Annotated in this window: 16 protein-coding genes and 1 pseudogene; 7 read left to right on the top strand and 10 right to left on the bottom strand. The window is 71.0% G+C overall.

Annotated features, from left to right (window positions below):
- Positions 1 to 60: 60 nt before the first annotated feature.
- Together ACIBAE_RS23270 and ACIBAE_RS23265 are read right to left on the bottom strand one after the other, a co-directional pair.
- Complete coding sequence (locus tag ACIBAE_RS23270; RefSeq protein WP_399288888.1) at positions 61 to 738, bottom strand: CDP-diacylglycerol diphosphatase; 678 nt, start codon at positions 736 to 738, stop codon at positions 61 to 63.
- Between the two features lie 603 nt (positions 739 to 1341).
- Positions 1342 to 1446 (bottom strand): annotated as a pseudogene (locus tag ACIBAE_RS23265) (IS5/IS1182 family transposase); the annotation flags it as partial.
- 269 nt (positions 1447 to 1715) lie between these two features.
- Here ACIBAE_RS23265 and ACIBAE_RS23260 point away from each other — a divergent pair.
- The 3 genes from ACIBAE_RS23260 to ACIBAE_RS23250 are packed head-to-tail and all read left to right on the top strand — an operon-like array spanning position 1716 to position 3960.
- Positions 1716 to 2192, top strand: coding sequence for a hypothetical protein (locus ACIBAE_RS23260; RefSeq protein ID WP_399288806.1), 477 nt, complete (start codon positions 1716 to 1718; stop codon positions 2190 to 2192).
- The gene (locus tag ACIBAE_RS23255) at positions 2192 to 3499 is read left to right on the top strand and encodes a hypothetical protein (RefSeq protein ID WP_399288803.1); all 1308 of its coding nucleotides are present in this window, start codon (positions 2192 to 2194) and stop codon (positions 3497 to 3499) included. The genes ACIBAE_RS23260 and ACIBAE_RS23255 overlap by 1 nt, the downstream gene beginning before the upstream one ends.
- Positions 3496 to 3960: a hypothetical protein gene (locus ACIBAE_RS23250; RefSeq protein ID WP_399288801.1), complete on the top strand. Its 465-nt coding sequence runs from the start codon at positions 3496 to 3498 to the stop codon at positions 3958 to 3960. Before ACIBAE_RS23255 ends, ACIBAE_RS23250 begins: the two co-directional genes overlap by 4 nt.
- Positions 3961 to 4072: 112 nt before the next feature.
- On the opposite strand, the gene ACIBAE_RS23245 is transcribed toward ACIBAE_RS23250, so the two are convergent.
- The 3 genes from ACIBAE_RS23245 to ACIBAE_RS23235 all read right to left on the bottom strand — a co-directional run bounded on the left by ACIBAE_RS23245 (position 4073) and on the right by ACIBAE_RS23235 (position 5756).
- The gene (locus ACIBAE_RS23245) at positions 4073 to 4726 is read right to left on the bottom strand and encodes a DUF5063 domain-containing protein (protein WP_399288798.1); all 654 of its coding nucleotides are present in this window, start codon (positions 4724 to 4726) and stop codon (positions 4073 to 4075) included.
- Positions 4719 to 5318: a recombination mediator RecR gene (recR, locus tag ACIBAE_RS23240; protein WP_399288795.1), complete on the bottom strand. Its 600-nt coding sequence runs from the start codon at positions 5316 to 5318 to the stop codon at positions 4719 to 4721. The genes ACIBAE_RS23245 and recR overlap by 8 nt, the downstream gene beginning before the upstream one ends.
- A 102-nt stretch (positions 5319 to 5420) precedes the next feature.
- A complete protein-coding gene (locus tag ACIBAE_RS23235) occupies positions 5421 to 5756 on the bottom strand; it encodes a YbaB/EbfC family nucleoid-associated protein (protein WP_399288885.1) in 336 nt (111 codons plus the stop codon).
- 321 nt (positions 5757 to 6077) lie between these two features.
- On the opposite strand from ACIBAE_RS23235, the gene ACIBAE_RS23230 reads away from it, so the two are divergent.
- A complete protein-coding gene (locus tag ACIBAE_RS23230; protein WP_399288793.1) occupies positions 6078 to 6845 on the top strand; it encodes an SLATT domain-containing protein in 768 nt (255 codons plus the stop codon).
- A gap of 132 nt (positions 6846 to 6977) precedes the next feature.
- On the opposite strand, the gene ACIBAE_RS23225 is transcribed toward ACIBAE_RS23230, so the two are convergent.
- The 3 genes from ACIBAE_RS23225 to ACIBAE_RS23215 all read right to left on the bottom strand — a co-directional run bounded on the left by ACIBAE_RS23225 (position 6978) and on the right by ACIBAE_RS23215 (position 11150).
- On the bottom strand, positions 6978 to 7628 hold the full coding sequence (locus ACIBAE_RS23225) for a hypothetical protein (protein ID WP_399288790.1): 651 nt from the start codon (positions 7626 to 7628) through the stop codon (positions 6978 to 6980).
- A gap of 116 nt (positions 7629 to 7744) precedes the next feature.
- Positions 7745 to 10459 (bottom strand): glycosyltransferase, encoded by a 2715-nt coding sequence (locus ACIBAE_RS23220; protein WP_399288786.1) that lies wholly within the window; start codon positions 10457 to 10459, stop codon positions 7745 to 7747.
- A 7-nt stretch (positions 10460 to 10466) separates the two neighbouring features.
- Positions 10467 to 11150, bottom strand: coding sequence for a GntR family transcriptional regulator (locus ACIBAE_RS23215; RefSeq protein WP_399288783.1), 684 nt, complete (start codon positions 11148 to 11150; stop codon positions 10467 to 10469).
- Between the two features lie 403 nt (positions 11151 to 11553).
- Here ACIBAE_RS23215 and ACIBAE_RS23210 point away from each other — a divergent pair, with 403 nt between their 5' ends.
- The gene (locus ACIBAE_RS23210) at positions 11554 to 13641 is read left to right on the top strand and encodes a protein kinase (protein ID WP_399288780.1); all 2088 of its coding nucleotides are present in this window, start codon (positions 11554 to 11556) and stop codon (positions 13639 to 13641) included.
- A 126-nt stretch (positions 13642 to 13767) separates the two neighbouring features.
- Here ACIBAE_RS23210 and ACIBAE_RS23205 read toward each other — a convergent pair whose 3' ends face one another.
- Positions 13768 to 15054, bottom strand: coding sequence for an adenylosuccinate synthase (locus tag ACIBAE_RS23205; RefSeq protein ID WP_399288778.1), 1287 nt, complete (start codon positions 15052 to 15054; stop codon positions 13768 to 13770).
- 207 nt (positions 15055 to 15261) lie between these two features.
- On the opposite strand from ACIBAE_RS23205, the gene ACIBAE_RS23200 reads away from it, so the two are divergent.
- Both ACIBAE_RS23200 and ACIBAE_RS23195 read left to right on the top strand, forming a co-directional pair.
- The gene (locus ACIBAE_RS23200) at positions 15262 to 16161 is read left to right on the top strand and encodes a diacylglycerol kinase (RefSeq protein WP_399288775.1); all 900 of its coding nucleotides are present in this window, start codon (positions 15262 to 15264) and stop codon (positions 16159 to 16161) included.
- A 75-nt stretch (positions 16162 to 16236) separates the two neighbouring features.
- Positions 16237 to 18018, top strand: a complete 1782-nt coding sequence (locus ACIBAE_RS23195) for a hypothetical protein (protein WP_399288772.1) — start codon at positions 16237 to 16239, stop codon at positions 18016 to 18018.
- A gap of 33 nt (positions 18019 to 18051) precedes the next feature.
- On the opposite strand, the gene ACIBAE_RS23190 is transcribed toward ACIBAE_RS23195, so the two are convergent.
- On the bottom strand, positions 18052 to 18672 hold the full coding sequence (locus ACIBAE_RS23190; protein ID WP_399288769.1) for a GbsR/MarR family transcriptional regulator: 621 nt from the start codon (positions 18670 to 18672) through the stop codon (positions 18052 to 18054).
- Between the last annotated feature and the right edge of the window lie 32 nt (positions 18673 to 18704).

Below are 18704 nucleotides of genomic sequence, written 5' to 3'. Positions count from 1 at the left end.
AGGCGCGGCAGTTGCGTGCCGGATTCGTCCGCTGCCGCGCCTCCCGCTCATTCCGAGGGCTCAGTTGTACACGAGAAGGTGGTCACACGTATTCGTGCCGTCGTGGAGCGAAGGGTCGCTGTTGAGGACGTAGAAAGCCCCGGCGAATCCCGTAGCCGTCATCTTCGGCACCACGATCAGCGTCTGGTTCGCCATGCTCAGCCCGTTCGGCTTCACCACGTACTGCTGCAACTGCGCGAAGAGATTCATTCCGAGACTGGGCAGCCTGAGGACTCGGTACGTACGGTCCCCCGTCCCGTCCGAGCCCGTGACCGGTACCCGGTACTTCACGGCGTCCCATTGCGCGGGACTGGTGGCCATGCGTCCCATCGTCTCCAGTTCCTGCAGCCGCCGTTGCGTGCTCGCCCGGACGCCGGCCATGTGAATGTGCAACTGGTTGAAAAAGCGGGCGCTCTGCGAATTGATCCCCAACCCGATATTGGGATACTGCACGGGGACGCTGCCTCCGCTCCGGGCGTTCTGCCATGCGTCGTTCCAGTAATTTGGCGCGCCGGAGGTCTCGATGAACGGGCATTCGATACCGGTGATCCGACAACTGGGGGTCAGGAGAAAGTTGTGCCGGCTCGACGGCCTGCCGTTCAGTACGACGTAGTCCGAGGTCACCTTCAGGCAGGCGGGAGGGAACTGCCCGGGGGGCAGGGGCTTTCCCTGCGTGCAGTACTGGACGTCCCGCCACAGCGGATCGTTGTCGGAAGGGCTGCCGCAGAGGGGCTGGAGCTGAGCAGGGGGGCAGGTCGGGGTTCCCCCGGGAGGCGGAGTGGGGCACGCGTCGGGGGCAGGGTCCGCGTGCGTCGGGGCGGCTGCCGAAGCGGTGCGTCCGGCCGCCGCTTCCACGCCGGTCAGGAGCGTCGCCGCACCGATGGCGCCGGAGAACGCCACAAACCGACGCCGAGGCAGCTCGTTCGAAGTCCTGTCGTCATTCATGCGTGCTCCCCGATGGTGATGTCCACTGCATGGAATTCCCGGCCGCGAGCCGGAAAGGGCGGCCCGCCCGATTCCGGCCGCGCCGATTCGCTCACAGGGTAGGGAGCGACGAGCAGGTTTCCTGTCGACCGACCCGGTCGGTGTCACGGGTTCCGCCATTCAGCGGCCATCCCGTTCAGTCGTCGATGGCGGTAGCGCCGATTCCGCTTCTGCTCTCCCGCACACGACGGCCCCGGAGACGACATCGGAGACGAAAGCACTCCCGGCCGGAGTTCGGTGAGGACCTCGACGATTCCGTGCGGCCGGGCGGCAGCCGAATTGTGGGTCGAGCCCGGCAGAGCGGGCGGGGCCCGGAGCACGCGACAGGGTCGCGACTCCGATGCCGAACCCCGCGGCGAGCTGGGCGTACGTATCGCCGTACCGCGAGTGGGCCAGGCGGCAGAGCCTGCGACCGGCCGACAGGCACGATGCGGTATCGGGCAAACCGCTCGCACGGTGCGGCCGCCAGGGGTTAGGGTCTTCAGTCACGATTGAACGCAACGTCGCAGAACGTGCTGCCCCGCAGCGGGCACGCGTGGGGACAGGGGGATACCGTGAGTTCCGAGCCCGATTCCTTAACGCCCATATTCGCGCCGAACACCGGCGTTGATCCCCGGTCCGGAAGTCTTCCCGCGCCGAACACCGGCCCGGACCCACGGACCGCCTGGCAGGACCCGCGTACCGCGCACCAGTTGCCCGCCCCGGACGGGCGCACCGATCTCCGTGACCCGGGCCCCGCAGCCGGCACGGACCCCGACCCCGGATTCGACGGCGGCATCCGGACCATGTCGGCCGGCGGCGGACCGAGCGGCGGTTCGGCCGTCGGCACCCCGCAGGCGAGCGCCGACGACAGCGGCGGCTACGGCGTGAACAACGCCGAACTCGGGAGACTCGCCGACGAAATGGACGAGGCGGCACTCATCCTCGAAAACGCCGACAAGGGACTCGCGGAGTCCGACGCCACGGCTCGCACGCACAGCATGCTCGCCAGCGGGCGCATGCTCCTGAGCACGACGAGCGAGTGGGACGGAGAAATCACCCGCCTCGCCCGACAATGCCGTTCACTGGCCGACAAGTTGCGCCAGACGCATACGAACTACACCGCGCAGGAACACCGTACGGCGCAGGATTTCCAGGCCATCCTCAGCTCGTCCGAGAGGGGTGCGTGATGGCGACGCTCGGCGAACGTCCGAAGGGCACGGACCACACCCATCCCGATGCGGTGGCGCGGCAGGACATCACCGTCGCGGAGCTGGACGACGTCCGTCCGGAGGCCTGGGTGCGAGCGGCTACGGAGTGGACCGACCTGGCGTCCGCGACCGCCGACGCCAGGGAACGTGTCCAGGACGTCCTCCACAAGCTGCCCTTCGTCTGGCGGAGCGCGGTCTCCGTCACGGCTCGGGTCCAACTGACCGCGCTGTACAACGAACTGACCATCGCGAACAGTGAGTCGAAAGCGGCCGCGGCCACACTCGACGCCGCGCACACCGGGTTCGAGCTCGCCGGCACATGGCTCGACGAGGCCACCGACATGGCCACGGCGCAGTACCTGACCCTGCACAACGACGGCAGCGTCTCGATCCCCGACCGGAATTACCCGCACAACGACCCGGACAGCGCCGTCGTGGCCCGGCAGGATCAGGAGAACGCCGAGACCCTTCGTACCCGCGCGGCGGCAGCCCTCAGTTACGCCGCTGACGTCAACGAGCACACCGGCTACGAACTTGAACGGATCAAGAAGGCCGTGGAGTACAGCGTGCTGGACGACCACACCAAGGCCGCCGTCCAGGCCGACACGGAGGGCGCGCAGGGGCTGAGCCGCGTGTTCTCCGGTCAGGGAGGCGTGCTCCTTCCTCCGCCCGTGCCCGACGAGGGGTCCGGCGACTACAACAGTCGCGAGGCCACCAACGAGGACCGTGCCATCAAGAACAAGATGGGCTTCTACGCCATGGGGTCTCCCGCGGTGGTCGGCGGCCCCCAGTCGGCGAAGCACATGCTGCACTACCTGTCGAACACCGGCGAGCCGCTGGAGGTCGATGTCGACGCCATGCTCGACGACCTCCCGGACATGCGGCGCAACGTCGACGCACAGATGGCGGACAACGCCGACGGCTGGCAGGCGCAGGCTCTCGCGGAGTACGAGCGCACGGGAAAGCCGGTGAAGATGGTCCAGCAGACCGGCTGGCAGGGCTGGACCGCCGAGAAGGACCCCGACTGGTATCACGCGATGGGTTCGTTCCACTACAACACGATCGCCCAGGTGGAGGTCGTCCCGGGTCCGGACGGCGAGCCCAGGACCACGATCCGCTACGAGACGCACGTGTACGACCGCTACAACTGGGACGCGAACAAAGGGACCCCGGTCCCGGCGATGGGCAATGTGTCGGACGCCGAGATGGCAAGGCTCCATCAAACGGGTCAGGCCAAGGAGTACGACATGGGTGGACAGAGCAAAGTCCGCACGTGGAACGGGTGAGCACGCGCCCCCGCCGGCGGAAGGCGCTGGTCTGGTTCCTGGCCGCATGCGTGGTGTGGATCGTCGGGGTGGCCGTCTGGGCCGCCGTCTCCCTCCTCACCCCGGCTCGGGAGGGGGCGGAGGAGGCCGTGGAGCGCAAGGCCGGCATGCACCACGATCAGCACCACCCCGAGACGCGCTACTACGTGCCGACGTACGCCGAGATCGAGAAGGACGGCACCGCCGTGCTCGGCTACCGGGTCGACGACACCATCGACTCCTCCGTCGCGGACTTCCTCCGGACCTACGACATCACGGCCGACCCGCAGAGCGCCGGGCCGACCCGCGCGACGTACACCGACCACTTCGGCGACGTACGACGCGTGGTCACCGTCGTCTACGACCGGCCGCCCGACGAACGCGACGAGTACGGCGCCCCCGCGCGGATCACCGTGCGGGCGGAGCCGTCGCACACCGGCTGAGATCGTGCCCCGGTCATCCCCCCGGCCCCGGCCTGGCCAGCGCCTCCCGGCCCTCGTTGTCCCCCGTACCGGGCGGCCCGGTACGGGGAAGCGGGGATCAGGCGAGCCCCGCTCAGGCGAGCGGCCTCGTCAGGTGGCCGATCTCCTCCGCCATCACGCGGCCGGCCTCTTCCGCCAGCGCGTCGTCACCCAGGTCCTGGTCGGTGTCCAGGCCGTCGAGGGCCGGGAGGGGCTGGTTGAGGCGGACGTGGGCGACCAGGGACTGGAGGGCGCGCAGGGCGGCGGAGGCGGTGGAGCCCCAGTTCGAGAAGTACGAGAACTGCCACCACCACAGCGCCTCGGTCGTCCGGCCCGCGCTGTAGTGGGCCATGCCGTGGCGGAGCTCCGCGACCACGTTGGCGATGTCGTCGGAGATCCGGGACGCGACGGGCGCCGTGCGGGGCTCGTACGGGTCGAAGACCTCGGAGTACACGTCGATCGGCTCCAGGATCACGGCGAAGCGCTCGCGCAGGTCGTCGACGTCCGGCTCCGGGCCGAGATCGGGCTCGTACCGCTCCTCGGGAAGGATGTCCGCGTGCGCGCCGAGCCTGCCCCCGGCCAGCATGAGCTGGGAGAACTCCAGCAGCAGGAAAGGCACGGCACTGTCGGGCTCGTCGCCCTTCGCCACCTCGGTGACGGCGACGATGAAGCTTTCGATCTGGTCGGCGATCTGGACCGCGAAATCGTCGGGGTCCTGGTGGACGGCGTGCAGCGTTGCGTCAGACATCGAGAAGTCGTCTCCCCTCGAAGGCCCGCCCGAGCGTGACCTCATCGGCGTATTCCAGGTCTCCCCCCACGGGCAGACCGCTGGCCAGACGTGTGACTTTCAGACCCATCGGCTTGATCATGCGGGCGAGATACGTCGCTGTGGCCTCGCCCTCCAGATTCGGGTCGGTGGCCAGGATGAGCTCGGTGACCGTGCCGTCGGCGAGACGCGTCAGCAGTTCACGGATGCGCAGATCGTCCGGGCCGACGCCCTCGATCGGGCTGATCGCGCCGCCGAGCACGTGGTACTTCCCGCGGAATTCGCGGGTGCGCTCGACAGCCACGACGTCCTTGGGTTCCTCCACGACACAGATCACCGTGACGTCGCGGCGCGTGTCACGGCAGATCCCGCAGAGCTGCTCCTGGGCGACATTGCCGCACACGGCGCAGAACCGGACCTTGTCCTTCACCTCAAGGAGGGAGTGGGCGAGGCGGCGCACGTCGGTGGGCTCTGCCTGGAGGATGTGGAAGGCGATCCGCTGCGCGCTCTTGGGACCGACGCCGGGCAGCCTGCCCAACTCGTCGATGAGGTCCTGAACCACGCCTTCGTACAACGGATTGCCTTTCGTGGTGCTGCTCTGCGTACGCTAGTTGGTGTCGGTGGGGCTTTGAAGAGGTACCGGGGAAGACGTACCGGAAAGGTCCTGGCAGAGGTCCTAGAACGGCAGTCCGGGCATGCCGCCGAGACCCTGCGCCAGCGGGCCCAGCTTCTGCTGCTGGAGCTGCTGCGCGTTCTCGTTCGCGGCCTGGACGGCGGCGAGGACGAGGTCCGCGAGCGTCTCCGTGTCGTCGGGGTCGACGGCCTTCGGGTCGATCACGAGGCCGCGCAGCTCACCGGAGCCGTTCACGGTCGCCTTCACCAGGCCACCGCCGGACTGTCCCTCGACCTCGGTCGCCGCCAGCTCCTCCTGGGCCTGGGCGAGGTCCTGCTGCATCTTCTGGGCCTGCTGGAGGAGCTGCTGCATGTTGGGCTGGCCACCACCGGGAATCACGGTCACTCCTGGCATTTCGACGACGAAAATCTCTGTAAGCCGAGCCTACGTGGTCGCCGCGCACCTCGCCTTACCCCGAGGGGAGCAACTCTTTCGGGTGAGAGTCTCCCGGCTCCTTTACCTGATCAAGGCCCACACGTAGGGGGAGATACCGGGAATTCGGGCGCAGGGCCCACCATTCGGCGGTAGGAATGCATCCGCGTCACCATGCGGTCCTGCGCATGGCCACGCACGCGCAGGGCCGGAGTCACGCGCACAGCGACCGTCACCGCCTGCCCCGACCGTCACACAGATCACAGCAGACCGCAGAGGAGTGCCCCGGTGAGCCAGCCGGAGATGCAGCCCGGAGGCCCCGCCCGGGAGGAGGGCCCCCCGTCCGGTGCCGTATACGGCGAGGGGGACGGCGGCCCGCCGCACGGTGATCTGACCGGGGGGCCACTCCCGCTCGGAGACTGGGGCGAGCCGGCGGAACGGCTCGACGAGCTGTACCGCTGGGTCGAGACGGGCGCGCTGCGCACGGTCGACTGGTATTTGTCCGACCGGTTACGGAAACGGCGCGTCGCGCGCGTCCTGCGGGCCGCCACAGCCGTCGGGGTGACGGCCGGCGCCGTACTGCCGCTGCTGGACCTGACCAGGGCGCTGCCCGAGGCGGCGGGCTGGGGATACGTCTCGCTGCTGCTGGGCGCGGCGTGCATGGCCTGCGACCGCTACTTCGGGCTGACGTCCGGGTGGATGCGGGCGGTCGCGACGGCGCAGGCGGTGCAGCGGCGACTGCAGACGCTCCAGTTCGACTGGGCCTCGGAGTGCGTACGGGAGGTGCTGGGCCCCACCGAGGGCACCGCGAGCGAGGCGGCCGAGCGGTGCCTGGGAGTGCTGCGGAGGTTCACGGAGGACGTGACGGAGCTGGTACGGGCGGAGACGGCGGACTGGATGGTCGAGTTCCGTGCCGGACACGCGCCGCTGGTGATGCAGTCGATGCCGATGGGCGGGGTACGGGGCGAGGGCTCCCCGCCGCACCCGGGCCGCTTCCCCCTCCCCCCGGGCACCCGCCCGAACATGCCACGGCAACGGCCCCCGGAGCCGAGGTGAGCGGTGGGGCGGGGCCTGCCTCCCGGCCCCGCCCGCTGGACCCCGACTCCCGGCCGGGCCCGCTGGGCGCCGCCTTCCGGCCCCGCCAGCTCGACCCCGCTTCCCGGCCCCGCCCCGGCCCTCGGCCTCGCCTCAGCTGAAGACGATCATCGAGCCCTGGCCCAGGCTCTTGGTGGCCGCCGCGTGGAGGCCCAGCCATACGTGGCGCTCGCGGGCGAACGGGCCCTCGTCGTACGAGGTCGAGGTCGCCGGTTCCTCCAAGGACGTGGGGCGGTCCGGCGGGGTCGGGGCGGACGGGGGGTTGGCCGCGTCGATGCCGATCGACGCGGCGACGAATTCCAGCTCACGCAGCAGACCCTGGGTGGAGCCCAGCGGGCCGCCGCCCGCGAGAAGTTCATCGTTCGAGAGCGGTGACGCGAAGTCCACCGGGACATACGCGCCCGCGTGGTCGTAGTGCCAGACCAGATGCGACTGCTGGGCCGTCGACTCGAACATCTCCAGCAACTGCTCGTAGTCACCGCCCAGTTCACCGACCGGCGTCACCGCCAGGCCGCAGAGCTGGAGCAGATACGCGCGGCGCAGGAAGTGCAGCGCGTCGTAGTCGAAGCCGGCGACCGGGGCGACATCGCCCGACAGGCCCGGCATGTAGGCGAAGACGGGGACGGGCGGCAGCCCGGCTTCGTTGAGTGCCTTGTCGTAGATGGCGATCTCTTCGGCGAAGGGATTGTCGGGGCTGTGGCACAGCACATCGACGAGGGGGACCAACCACAGGTCACAGGCCAAGGGAGGCTCGCTCTCCAACGGGTTCGTACGCGTACGCGCGATGGTCGGGACAGCGTAGTGCGGCGTGCGTGTTCAGCGAAGGGCCCGGTCAGCCGACGTGGGCCGGCCGGCGTGTGCTATCCGCCGGATGGCAGATCCCAGATCCATACCCCGCCGACCCGCTTTCCAGGGCCGCCGAGCAGCTTCTCCACCGTCTCGTACAGCGCCGCGTCATTGGGCTGCGGCGCGAGCACCACCACACCCGCCTTCCAGAAGGCCAGGTCGTAGCGCGCCTGCGCCTGCCAGTCGGCGCCCAGCTCCGGGACCTGGCCGTCGCCGTAACGGATGTCCCGCAGCAGCTTCGAGGTGTAGCGGTCGGGGGCGCCGTAGATGCCCCTGCGGTCCTCGCCCCACGGCCCGTTGAAGTAGCCCGCGGGCACGGAGAAGCCCAGGCCGGTCGCGGACTGCCAGTGCAGCGCCTCCGTCTCACCGGGGTAGGGCAGCGGTACGGGGACGACGGTCTCGCCCTCGGAGACGTACGAGCGGTACATCCCCTCCGCGAAGAACGCCGGGACCTCCGCGCGCTCCCGTACCGGGAACGGCGTCGGGAGAATCGGGAGCAGGGCGGCGGCCACCGAGGCGAGCCCGACGATCCGGTGCGTACGCCACAGCGCGACACCGAGGTCCCCGGGACCCGGAAAACGGTCCCCGGGACCCGGAAGACGCCCGCCCTCCGCCCGCCGGTCCGTGCCTCGGTCCGTGCCTCGGTCCGTGCCTCGGTCCGTGCCTCGGTCCGTCAGCCGGTCCACCGCCAGCGCCACCAGCGCGCCGAGCGCCGGTGCGCAGATCATCGCCACCCGCGACTCGATGACCGACTCGAAGAGCGGCTGATGGGCGAGCGCCCGCCAGGGCCCCGGCAGCACCACGTCCGTGAACGGGATACGGATCTTCGGGCCCATCGACAGCAGCGCCGCCGCGACCGCCGTGAACGCCAGCGCCCTGACCACGGCGAGCCGCCACAGCCACACCGTGATCCCGAAGGCGAGGGCGATCAACGGCCATCCGTAGAAGGCGTTCTGCTCGGTACGGTTCATCGCGAGGGCGTCGGCCGTCGCCTCGTCCCCGAAGAGCGCCCGCCCGGAGAACTCCAGGAAGGCCAGCGGGCCGTTGCCGGCGTTGTCGCCGTGCAGCACGCTGTGGTAGCTCTGCGGGCCGAAGAACTGCCAGTACAGCGGGAACGCCAGCAACGGCAGACAGACCTGCGCGGCGAACCCGAACCCCCGCAGCAGCGGCCGCACCGCCGCCCGCGCCACGTCCCGGCGCACGACCGCGTACCCGAGCGCGAAGAGCAGCATCCCCATCACGGCCAGCAGCAGCGGTTCCTCGCCGAGGAAGATCTGATACGTCACGAGGACGCCGAGCAGCACGCCGTTCCGGACGACCCGCTCACCCTCGCAGAGCCGCAGCGCCCGCTCGATGATCACCGGGATCATGAAGAGGACGAGGAAGTTGGGGTGCGCGTTGCCGTGCGACATCATCGGCGGCGCGAACGCGGCGAGGGCCGCGCCGAGCGCCGCCGCCCACCGGTCACGCACCAGCCGGCGCGCGAACAGCCGGTGCCAGGAGACGGCCGTCGCCGCCAGGCCGAGGGTGAGGACCAGCGCCCAGGTGACGTGCGGGCCCAGCGCGAGCGTGACGGGGGCGAGGGGGACGGAGAGCCCGAGCATGACGGTGTTCGCCATCAGGTTCACGCCGTCGGGGAAGTTCTGGAGGGTGGTGAAGAGCGGATTACGCAGATGCGCGACGTTGTCGGCGGTGACCGCGAAGAACCACTCCCACTGGTTCTGGTCCGACCCGGAGTCGGCGAGATACGCGTGGGGCAGGTCCGCCCACAGCCCCATGTAGAGGAAGAAGGACGCGACGAGGAACAGCGCGGCGACGGTCAGATCCGTACGGCGGGGCCCGTCGAGCCGCCCCGCCCGCAGCCGTACCAGCTCCAGCAGCACCCTCGCGTAATCCAGCGGCCGCACCTTGGAGCCCCGCTGGTGCGCCCAGCGCACCGGCACCTCCGTCACCGGCCAGCCGGACCGCCGGAAGAACCGCAGGATCTCGACGTCTATGCCCCAGCCGTCCAGCCGGGAGTCGGCGAACGCGGCCCGCCCCTGCTCGCCGTCGAAGAGCTTGAAACCGCACTGGGTGTCGCTGATGCCGTCGACCGCGACCACCTGTATCAGCCGGTTGCCGAGCCGGCCGAGCCACTCGCGCGGCGCCCACTGCCGTACCTCGATGCGCGCGTCGGGATGGGCGCGCGAACCGATCGCCGCGCCGCCGCCGTCCGCCGTGAGCTGCTCCGTGAGCTGCTCGTCGAGCCGGTCCAGTTCGGCGATCGGCGTCGCGAGGTCCGCGTCGGTCACCAGCACGCGCCGCCCGTGGGAGGCCAGCACGCCCTGGCGCAGGGCATGGCCCTTGCCGTGGTTGCCGGTGCTCGTCACCAGACGGACGCGCGGTTCGCCGGCCGCGGCCTCTTCGGCGATGGCGGCCGTGGCGTCCGTCGAACCGTCGTCGACGACGATCAGCTCCCACCTGCCCCAGCGGTCCGGATCCGCGCGCAGGTGGGCGCGGATGGCGTCCAGGGTGGGTCGGAGCCGGTGCTCCTCGTTGTACGCGGGTACGACGACGGTCAGATCCACGACCGCCCTGTCCGCCACAAGCTCCACGCCCGCCCCCTTGGGACCCGCCCCCTTGGGACCCGCCCCCTTCGGACCCGCCCCTGGTTCGCGCGGGCTCATCGCCTCTTCGCGCGGGCCGCTCGTCTCTTCGCGCGGGCCCCTCGCCGCCCTGTCCGGGCTCATCGCCGCCTCACCGCCGCGGACCTTCCAACCGGTCCGCCCACTTGAGCGCGTGCTCGTTGTAGTCGACCATTCCGGCCCGTACCGCTTGCAGATCGCCGAGGGTGACCGCGTCGGCCAGCTGCTCGTGCCCGCTCCACAGCCATTTCTCCGCCTCGGCGTCATCCCGCAGGAAGGGCACGGAGAACACCCAGGTCTGGACGCGCAGCCGGTGCAGGAACTCCGCGATGAAACGGTTCGCCACCAGACCGCCCAACTCACGCCAGAACCGCAGGTCGTAGCCGATGAGAATGGTCAGATCACCGACCCGGGCCGCACGGGCGGCCTCCTCGGCCCGACGCCGTACGGACACCAGCGACGCGCCACGCGACCTGGCGGCCAGTTGCTCGCCCCCCAGATGGTGGAAGACACCGTCCACGATCAGCGAGCGGGCCTCGATCATGCCCCGGAAGTCCTCGACGGAGAACTGATGGACCTTGAAACCGCGGTGCTGGTCGCAGTCGAGCAGCCCCTGTGCGCTGAGGTCGACGAGCGCTTCCCTGACGGGCGTCGCGGACACCCCGTACTGCTCGGCGATGTGCTTGACCGTGAATTCCTGCCCCGGCACGAGACGCCCTGCGAGCACTTCGTCACGCAGCGCGTCCGCGATCTGCTGGCGCAGAGTACTGCGGGTGACGGCTCCGCTGGCGCGCATGGTGGTCGGTCCTCCCCTGGTCCGGCTTCCGACACTTTAAGCCAGGGGGTGGGAGAGGGCGCCGGAGCGGTCGTGGTCCGCTCCACCACGGGGGCGGCCGCAGGCAGTCGGCGAGTCCCGCCGTCCCGTGCGAGATGATCCGGGGCGTGACGGACGGTGTGACGGACAAGGCGGACCGGGTGACTGACAAGGCGTGACAGACAGGGCGTGCCGGACAAGGCGGACCGGGTGACAGACAGGGCGTGCCGGACAAGGCGTGACAGTCGTACGGCCCCCCGGGAACCGGCTTGACGGGCATGGCAGTCTCTCGTGGTCGGGAGCCGACGCCATGTGCCCACCGGGCCCACCACCCGGTCCGGTCACGATGCACGGGAAATTCGGGGTAGGGGAGGGCCGCGCGGCCATGGAAAAGCTGGTAGCAGGAGATCCGCAACGCATCGGCGCCTACCGGCTGCTGGCCCGCCTCGGCTCGGGAGGCATGGGCCAGGTCTTTCTGGCCCGCTCCGACCGGGGCCGTACGGTCGCGGTGAAGCTCGTGCACCGGGGGCTGGCCGAGCAGGAGCAGTTCCGCGGCCGGTTCCGGCAGGAGGTGGCCGCCGCGCGGCGGGTCGGCGGACGGTGGACGGCGCCGGTCCTGGACGCCGACACGGAAGCGGCCGTGCCGTGGCTGGCGACGGGTTACGTCGCCGGGCCGACCCTGCGGTCGGTCGTCTCGGACGGCCACGGCCCGCTGCCGGAGCGCTCGGTACGGATCCTCGCCTCCGGTCTCGCACACGCGCTCCAGGACATTCACGCGGCGGGTCTCGTCCACCGCGATCTCAAGCCGTCCAATGTGCTGGTGACGATCGACGGGCCGCGCGTCATCGACTTCGGCATAGCCCGCGCGCTGGAGACGGTCACGGACGAGGGTCCGACGCGGGCCGGCGCGCTGGTGGGATCGGCGGGCTTCATGGCACCGGAACAGGTGCGCGGGGAACGGGTGACGGCGGCGAGCGACGTGTTCTGCCTGGGATCGGTCCTGGCGTACGCGGCGACGGGACGGCTGCCGTTCGGCACGGCGGACACCGGGGCGCACGCGCTGATGTTCCGTATCGCGCAGGAGGAACCGGACCTGTCCGGAGTGCCGGACGCCCTGCTGGAGTTGGTACGGGCCTGTCTGCACAAGGACCCCGGCGCGCGGCCGACCACGAAGGACATCCTCGGCCGGGTGGGCGACGCGGCGGCGCACCCGGCGACCGAAGCGGGGCCCGGTCCGGGGACCGAAGCGGGGCCCGGTCCGGGGACCGAAGCGGGGCCCGGTCCGGGGACCGAAGCGGGGCCCGAAGCGGGGCCCGGCGGTCCGGGCGCGGAACCGTGGCTGCCGGGCACGCTGCTGGCGCGGCTGGGGCAGCACGCGGTACGGCTGCTGGAACACGAGGACCCGACGGGGCAGGTGAGGAGACCGGTGGCGGCGATCGCCCCGGCGGCGGCTTCCGCACCGGCCGCGAGCACGGCCCTGGCGCTCCCATCGGCGCCGACGCCCGCACCGGGACACGGACCGGCACAGGCACAGGCACAGGCACAGGGGCTGTCACCGGCACGGGCCCTGACACCAGCACAGAGACCCGCACTGCCGCCGGCACAGACAGCGGCACCGGCTCCGGCCCCCGCCCTGACCCCGGCACACGCTCAGGCCCCGACGCCAACGCCAACGCTGACGCCGGCTCCGGGCCCGATGCCTCCGCAGACCGCGACGCCTCCGCAAGCCGCGACGCCTCCGCAAGCCGCCACGCCTCCGCAGGCCGCGACGCCGTACGGCTATCCGCAGCCCTGGTACGGGGTGCCGGGCTCGTCCAATCCCGCGCCTCAGTTCGGCACCGGCGCCCCCTTCGGCCCCACCACGCCGTACGGCCCGGCCCCGGTCACCGAGCCTCCGCAGCGTGACGCGCGCCGCACGCGCGGCACGATCGCCCTGATCGCCGTGGCGGTGGTCGTGGCGCTCGGCGCGGGAGGTTCGGTCTATGCCTTCATGGACGGGGGCAGCACGAAGGGCGACAAGGGAACGCGGGTGAGCGCCGGTCCGGACCCCAAGCCTCCGGTCGATGCCCCGCCGACCCCGCAGGCGTCACCGTCGGCCACCTCCGACGAGCAGGGCGACGTGCCCGCCGGGTATCTGGGCACGTGGACGGGGGGTCTGGACACCAGCACCGGTTACAGCACCCGCCGACTCGTCATCCGGCAGGGCGCGGTGGGCGACCCGGTCCTCTCCCTGACGGCGGACGGTCCGGCCGAGGGCGGCAGCAGCTACCACTGCGTCTTCGAGGCTCCGCTGACCGCCGCTCCGGCGCAGGGCGCCCCTCTCCAGGTCGGCCCGTCCAAGGTCACCACGGGCGAACCCATGTCCTCCTGCACCCCGGGCACCCCGACCGAACTGACGCTCCTGCCCGACGGCACGCTCCGCCGGACGACGACGAGCGGGGAGTCCCTGACGTACACGAAGGGCGACGGGTAGGCCGGGCGGCCCGGCGGACGACACCGCGCCCCGACAGCCGTTCATGGCTGTCGGGGCGCGGTGTTCGGGGCGCGGTGTGATGTCAGCGGCCCGCGTCAGCGGCCCCGCGTCAGGCGCTGATGACGCTTATGACAGGAAGGAGTTGATCTCGATCGTCTCCGTGCGGCCCGGGCCCACGCCGATCGCGGAGATCGGGGCTCCGGACATCTCCTCCAGCGCCTTCACGTACCCCTGCGCGTTCTTCGGCAGGTCGGAGAAGGTCTTGGCCTTCGTGATGTCCTCCGACCAGCCGGGCAGGTATTCGTAGATCGGCTTCGCGTGGTGGAAGTCCGTCTGGCTGTACGGGAGTTCCTCGACACGCTTGCCGTCGATCTCGTACGCCACACACACCGGGATCCGCTCCCAGCCCGTCAGCACGTCCAGCTTCGTCAGGAAGAAGTCCGTGAGCCCGTTGACCCGCGTCGCGTAGCGCGCGATCGGCGCGTCGAACCAGCCGCAGCGCCGGTCGCGACCGGTCGTGACCCCGCGCTCGCCGCCGATGCGGCGCAGCGCCTCACCGTCCGCGTCGAACAGCTCGGTCGGGAAGGGCCCGGCGCCGACACGCGTCGTGTACGCCTTGAGGATGCCGATGACCCGGCTGATCTTCGTCGGCCCCACACCCGAACCCGTGCAGGCGCCGCCCGCCGTCGGGTTGGAGGACGTGACGAAGGGGTACGTGCCGTGGTCGACGTCGAGCAGCGTGCCCTGGCCGCCCTCGAAGAGGACGACCTTGCCCTCGTCGATCGCGTTGTTCAGGAGGAGCGTCGTGTCGGCGACGTACGGCTTGAGCTGCTCCGCGTACGTCAGCAGTTCCTCGACGATCTTGCCGGACTCGATCGCGCGCCGGTTGTAGAGCTTGGCGAGGAGCTGGTTCTTGAAGTCGAGGGCCGCGTCGACCTTCTGGATCAGGATCGACTCGTCGTACAGGTCCTGGACCCGGATACCGACGCGGTTGATCTTGTCGGCGTAGGTCGGGCCGATGCCGCGTCCTGTCGTACCGATCTTCCGCGAACCGAGGAACCGTTCCGTCACCTTGTCCATGGTCGTGTGGTACGAGGTGATCAAATGAGCGTTACCGCTGATCAGCAGCTTGGACGTGTCGACACCGCGCTCGTTGAGCCCGTTCAGCTCGGAGAACAGGACGGCCGGGTCGACGACCACTCCATTGCCGATCACCGGGACACAGCCCGGCGAGAGGATTCCGGAAGGGAGGAGATGCAGTGCGTACTTCTGGTCGCCCACGACGACCGTGTGGCCGGCGTTGTTGCCGCCCTGATAGCGCACGACATAATCCACAGACCCACCGAGCAGGTCGGTGGCCTTTCCCTTGCCTTCGTCACCCCACTGAGCACCGAGCAGCACAAGTGCGGGCACAGGCGTACACCCCTTCCGGGCGGGGCATGTCCAAGGTCGGGAGGCGTGCGTACGCCGTCCATAAGGCGCACATACGCCCCATGTCATCGCACAACGCTGTACGACACAGCCCGAACCGTCGAACCGGTTGCCCCGGAATAGACGAAGCCCCTGGCGCAATAGCGCAAGGGGCTCTTGCACAAAGATGCTACCCGAGGAAGGACCGAGGTGTCGGCTCCGGAGCCCGCCGAGAACGGTGCGCAGCAGCTTCTGGTGGTCATCGACCCGGTCGCCCGCCGGACCGACGGCGAATCCGTACGGATCGCGAAGGACGTGCTCAGCGCCGGTGCGCCGGTGAAGATCTGTCTGCCTGACGGCCCCGAAGAGTTCGCCCGGGTGTTGGCCAGACGGGGCAGCCGGCGGCCGGTGCTCATCGGCGACGACCGGGCCCTGCTGCGCATGGTCGGCCTGCTCCACCGGGACCGGGAGCTGGCCTCCGACGCGCTCTCACTGGTGCCGGTGGGCGTCGCGGTGGAGCTGGCCCGCTCGCTGGGGGTGCCGACCGGCGCGGTCGCGGCGGCGCGCGCGGTGCTGGAGGGGGTGGTGCGCCGGCTCGATCTGCTGGTCGACGAGAGCGATGGGGTGGTGCTGGGGGATCTCCGCATCCCCGCGCTCCCCGCCATCCCCGCGCAGGGTGCCGCCCCGGCCGGAGCCGCGCCCCCGGTGGTGTCGGCGGCGTCGGCCGCCTCGGCCGTCTGGCACACCTGCTGCTCCCTGGTCCGCACGCTGGTACGACCGGCGCCGGGCGCCGTCACGGCGCATACGCACCGGCTGCGGGTGGAGGCGGACGGTGTGCTGCTGAGCGATCTGGACGAACCGGTCGAGGGCGTGACGGTGCGCTCGCGTGGCGGGCGCGCGGAGGTCGTGATCCGTACACACGCCTCGGCCGAGCCCGTCCGGGCGAGCGCACTGTCGGTGACGGTCTCGGGAGCGGACTTCCGCTACCGGGCGGACGCGCGGGTGACCGGCCCCGTACGGACCCGGACATGGACGCTGCGGCCGGGGGCCTGGGGGCTGACGCTGCCGGCGGAACCGGCGGGGGCACGCCCGGGGCCCTGGCGGGACTGACGCGCTCCTCCGGCCCTTCCGCCTCCTCAGGGGCGGGTAGCCTCGGGATCCGGTACGGAGCCCGGGGGGGCAGCTATGCACGACAGAGCGCTCGATGTCACGGCGACGGCGGAGGCACTGACCCGGTACCGGGGGCGGGGACGCATGTGGTCGCGCGTGGGTGCGGCGCTAGCGGCCGGCGGTGTGGTCATCGGCATAGCCGGCGCGGACCGGGGACTGGGATGGCCGGCACAGCTGATGAGCTACCTGGTCAGCGCCTCGGCATTCGCCTTGGTCGTCGGTGCGGCGAATCGGCAGCTGTCCGGCCGGATGCGGCGGCGGCTGGAGGGCGGTCCCTGGAGAGCGTGCGCGGCCGAGGCCGTACCGCGCGGGATGCACGCCGCTGCCGTGGTGCTGCGCGACCCGGACAGCGGCGCATTGCTTCCACTGACCGTGCTGGCCGTGCAGCAGCGCTTTCCCCTGGTCCGGCCCGGGCTGAGCGGCGTGCTGTGGTGGTGCGGCGACCCGCGTAACGGTGGGGTGGTCTCCCCGCCGGGCGGCGGGGAGCTGATCTGGGCGAAGCCGGTACGGGGACGCCGAGGACGGCTGCGGCTCGTACGCCTGGCGGAGGCGAAGGGGCTGTCGCAACGGACGGCGCCGCGCCAGCCACAGCCCAGCAGCGCGCCCGTACCGTTCGGGCTCCCGCTTCCTGTCCAGAAACCCATCCGCCGCTGGGGGCTCTTCCGGTGGTTGGTGCTGCTGGGAGCGGCAGCGCTGGCCTTGGGTATCGCGGGTGACCATGCCTCGGATATGGACCCGCAGATCGACCTCGCCGTGCTGAGCGAGCAGCCGGACGGCACCTGCCAGGTGCGGTGGACGGACCCCTGGAGCGGCGCGAAGCGCGAAGGCCCGTTCCACTGCGACCCGGACCGTGATCCGCTGCTGTACGACTGGTGGACCGGTTTCGTCGTCTCGTACGGGCCCTGGAAAGGCGATCTGTACGACGCCGAATGGCGCGGCACCGTGGCCAACGACGCGAACATCTGGGCCTCGGACGGCGGTCGCGCGCTCGTTGTCGTGGGCCTCGCCGGTGGCGGTATCAGCCGGTGGCGCCGGCGCGGGGCGGACGAAGCGGCTCCGACTGCCGACCTGGTACGGCGTCCCGTACCGGTCAGCCTCGTCAAGGCGAGCGACGCCGAAGCTCCGGTGACCCTGGCCTTCGCGGCGCTGGCAACCGAGGCGCGGCGGCGGCACATTCCCCAGACTCTCCGGCCGGGACGCCTCTACCGCCCCGAACGCGACATCCGTGAGGTGCCGTGGTGGCGGGTGCGGACGCTACGGAACGCTTCTTATCTGACCGGCACCGTCGCGAACCTGGGCCTGGCGGCCTTGTTCGGGGCGCTGTACTGGGTCCGGCCGGGCGGGGACACTCTGAAGTACGTGGGAGTCACCGGTTTCGCCTTGGCGGCCGGCCTGTACTCGCTGCACCGGTTGCTGACGCGGGGCCTGCCCACCGCCAGGAAGCTCGCCCGGGCGGCCCTCGCCCCCGTCCCCGTACCCAAGCGCTACGTCCTGCTGCACGACCCGCACGGCGGCGGGCCCGTGCTGCTCTTCTTCTCCGCGCACGGCGGAGACGACGATCTGCCCGAGGCGGTGCTTCCCGTGAACTCACCCGGCCCGGCCAAGCGGCCCTGGATCGGCCTGCCCACCGCCGCCACGGGCGAGGCAGAGCTGCGCGGCTGGCTCGACAACGATCCCGTGCTCGTCGTCGCGTGGATCGAGGGGCGGGCGCTGTGGCCCCAGGAGCCGTACCGGGAGATCAATCCGCGCGATGCCGGGACCCGCGCTTATCTGGAACGACTGGCGCCAGCCGGCTGACTCCCCGCGCCCGCCTCTGGTCGGTCCCTGGCGTCAGTTCCCCCCGTCCCCCGTACCTCTCTCAGTCCCTGGCGTCCGGGCCTCCGGGATCGGCGGCATCGGCGGCATCGCCGCCGTCCAGGTGGAGCCTTTCCGCTCCTCCTGCCAGCGGTCCATCAGGGACAGCAGCTCCTTCTGCAGGAACTCGAAGAACGCCGTCGTCTCGGCGACCCTCGCCCCCGCCGGGGTGTTTCTGCCGAGGGTGTCGGCGCCTTCGCGCAGGGTGCGTTCCCAGCGGCTCAGTACCGGCTCCCGCTGGGTGAACGTGGCGTACCAGAGCTCGTTGTGCAGGCGGTAGCGGTCGCGGCGGGAGCCGGGGTCGCGCTCGCGGCCGACCATGCTGACCTGGGAGAGGTAGCGGACGGCCCCGGACACGGCCGCGGGGCTGATGCTGAGCTGTCCGCTCAGCTCGGCGGAGGTCATGCTGGCATCGTCCGAGGCGAGCAGGGCCGCGAAGACCCTGGCCGCCGTCCGCTGCATCCCGGCCTCGGTCAGCTCGGCCGCGAACCGCTCCACGAAGCGCGTCACCGCCTCCTCGTCCCGCTGCGGGACATGGGCGTCGCCGGCGTCGCTGATGTCATCGGCCTTACGGGCGCCAGTGCTCGGGCTGCTCATCGCCCCATCCTAACGGCGTCCTTTTTGCACTT

Origin of the sequence: Streptomyces sp. NPDC051569 (genome assembly GCF_044454085.1) — a bacterium.
GTDB lineage: Bacteria > Actinomycetota > Actinomycetes > Streptomycetales > Streptomycetaceae > Streptomyces.
This window is presented reverse-complemented; position numbering and strand designations above follow the sequence as displayed.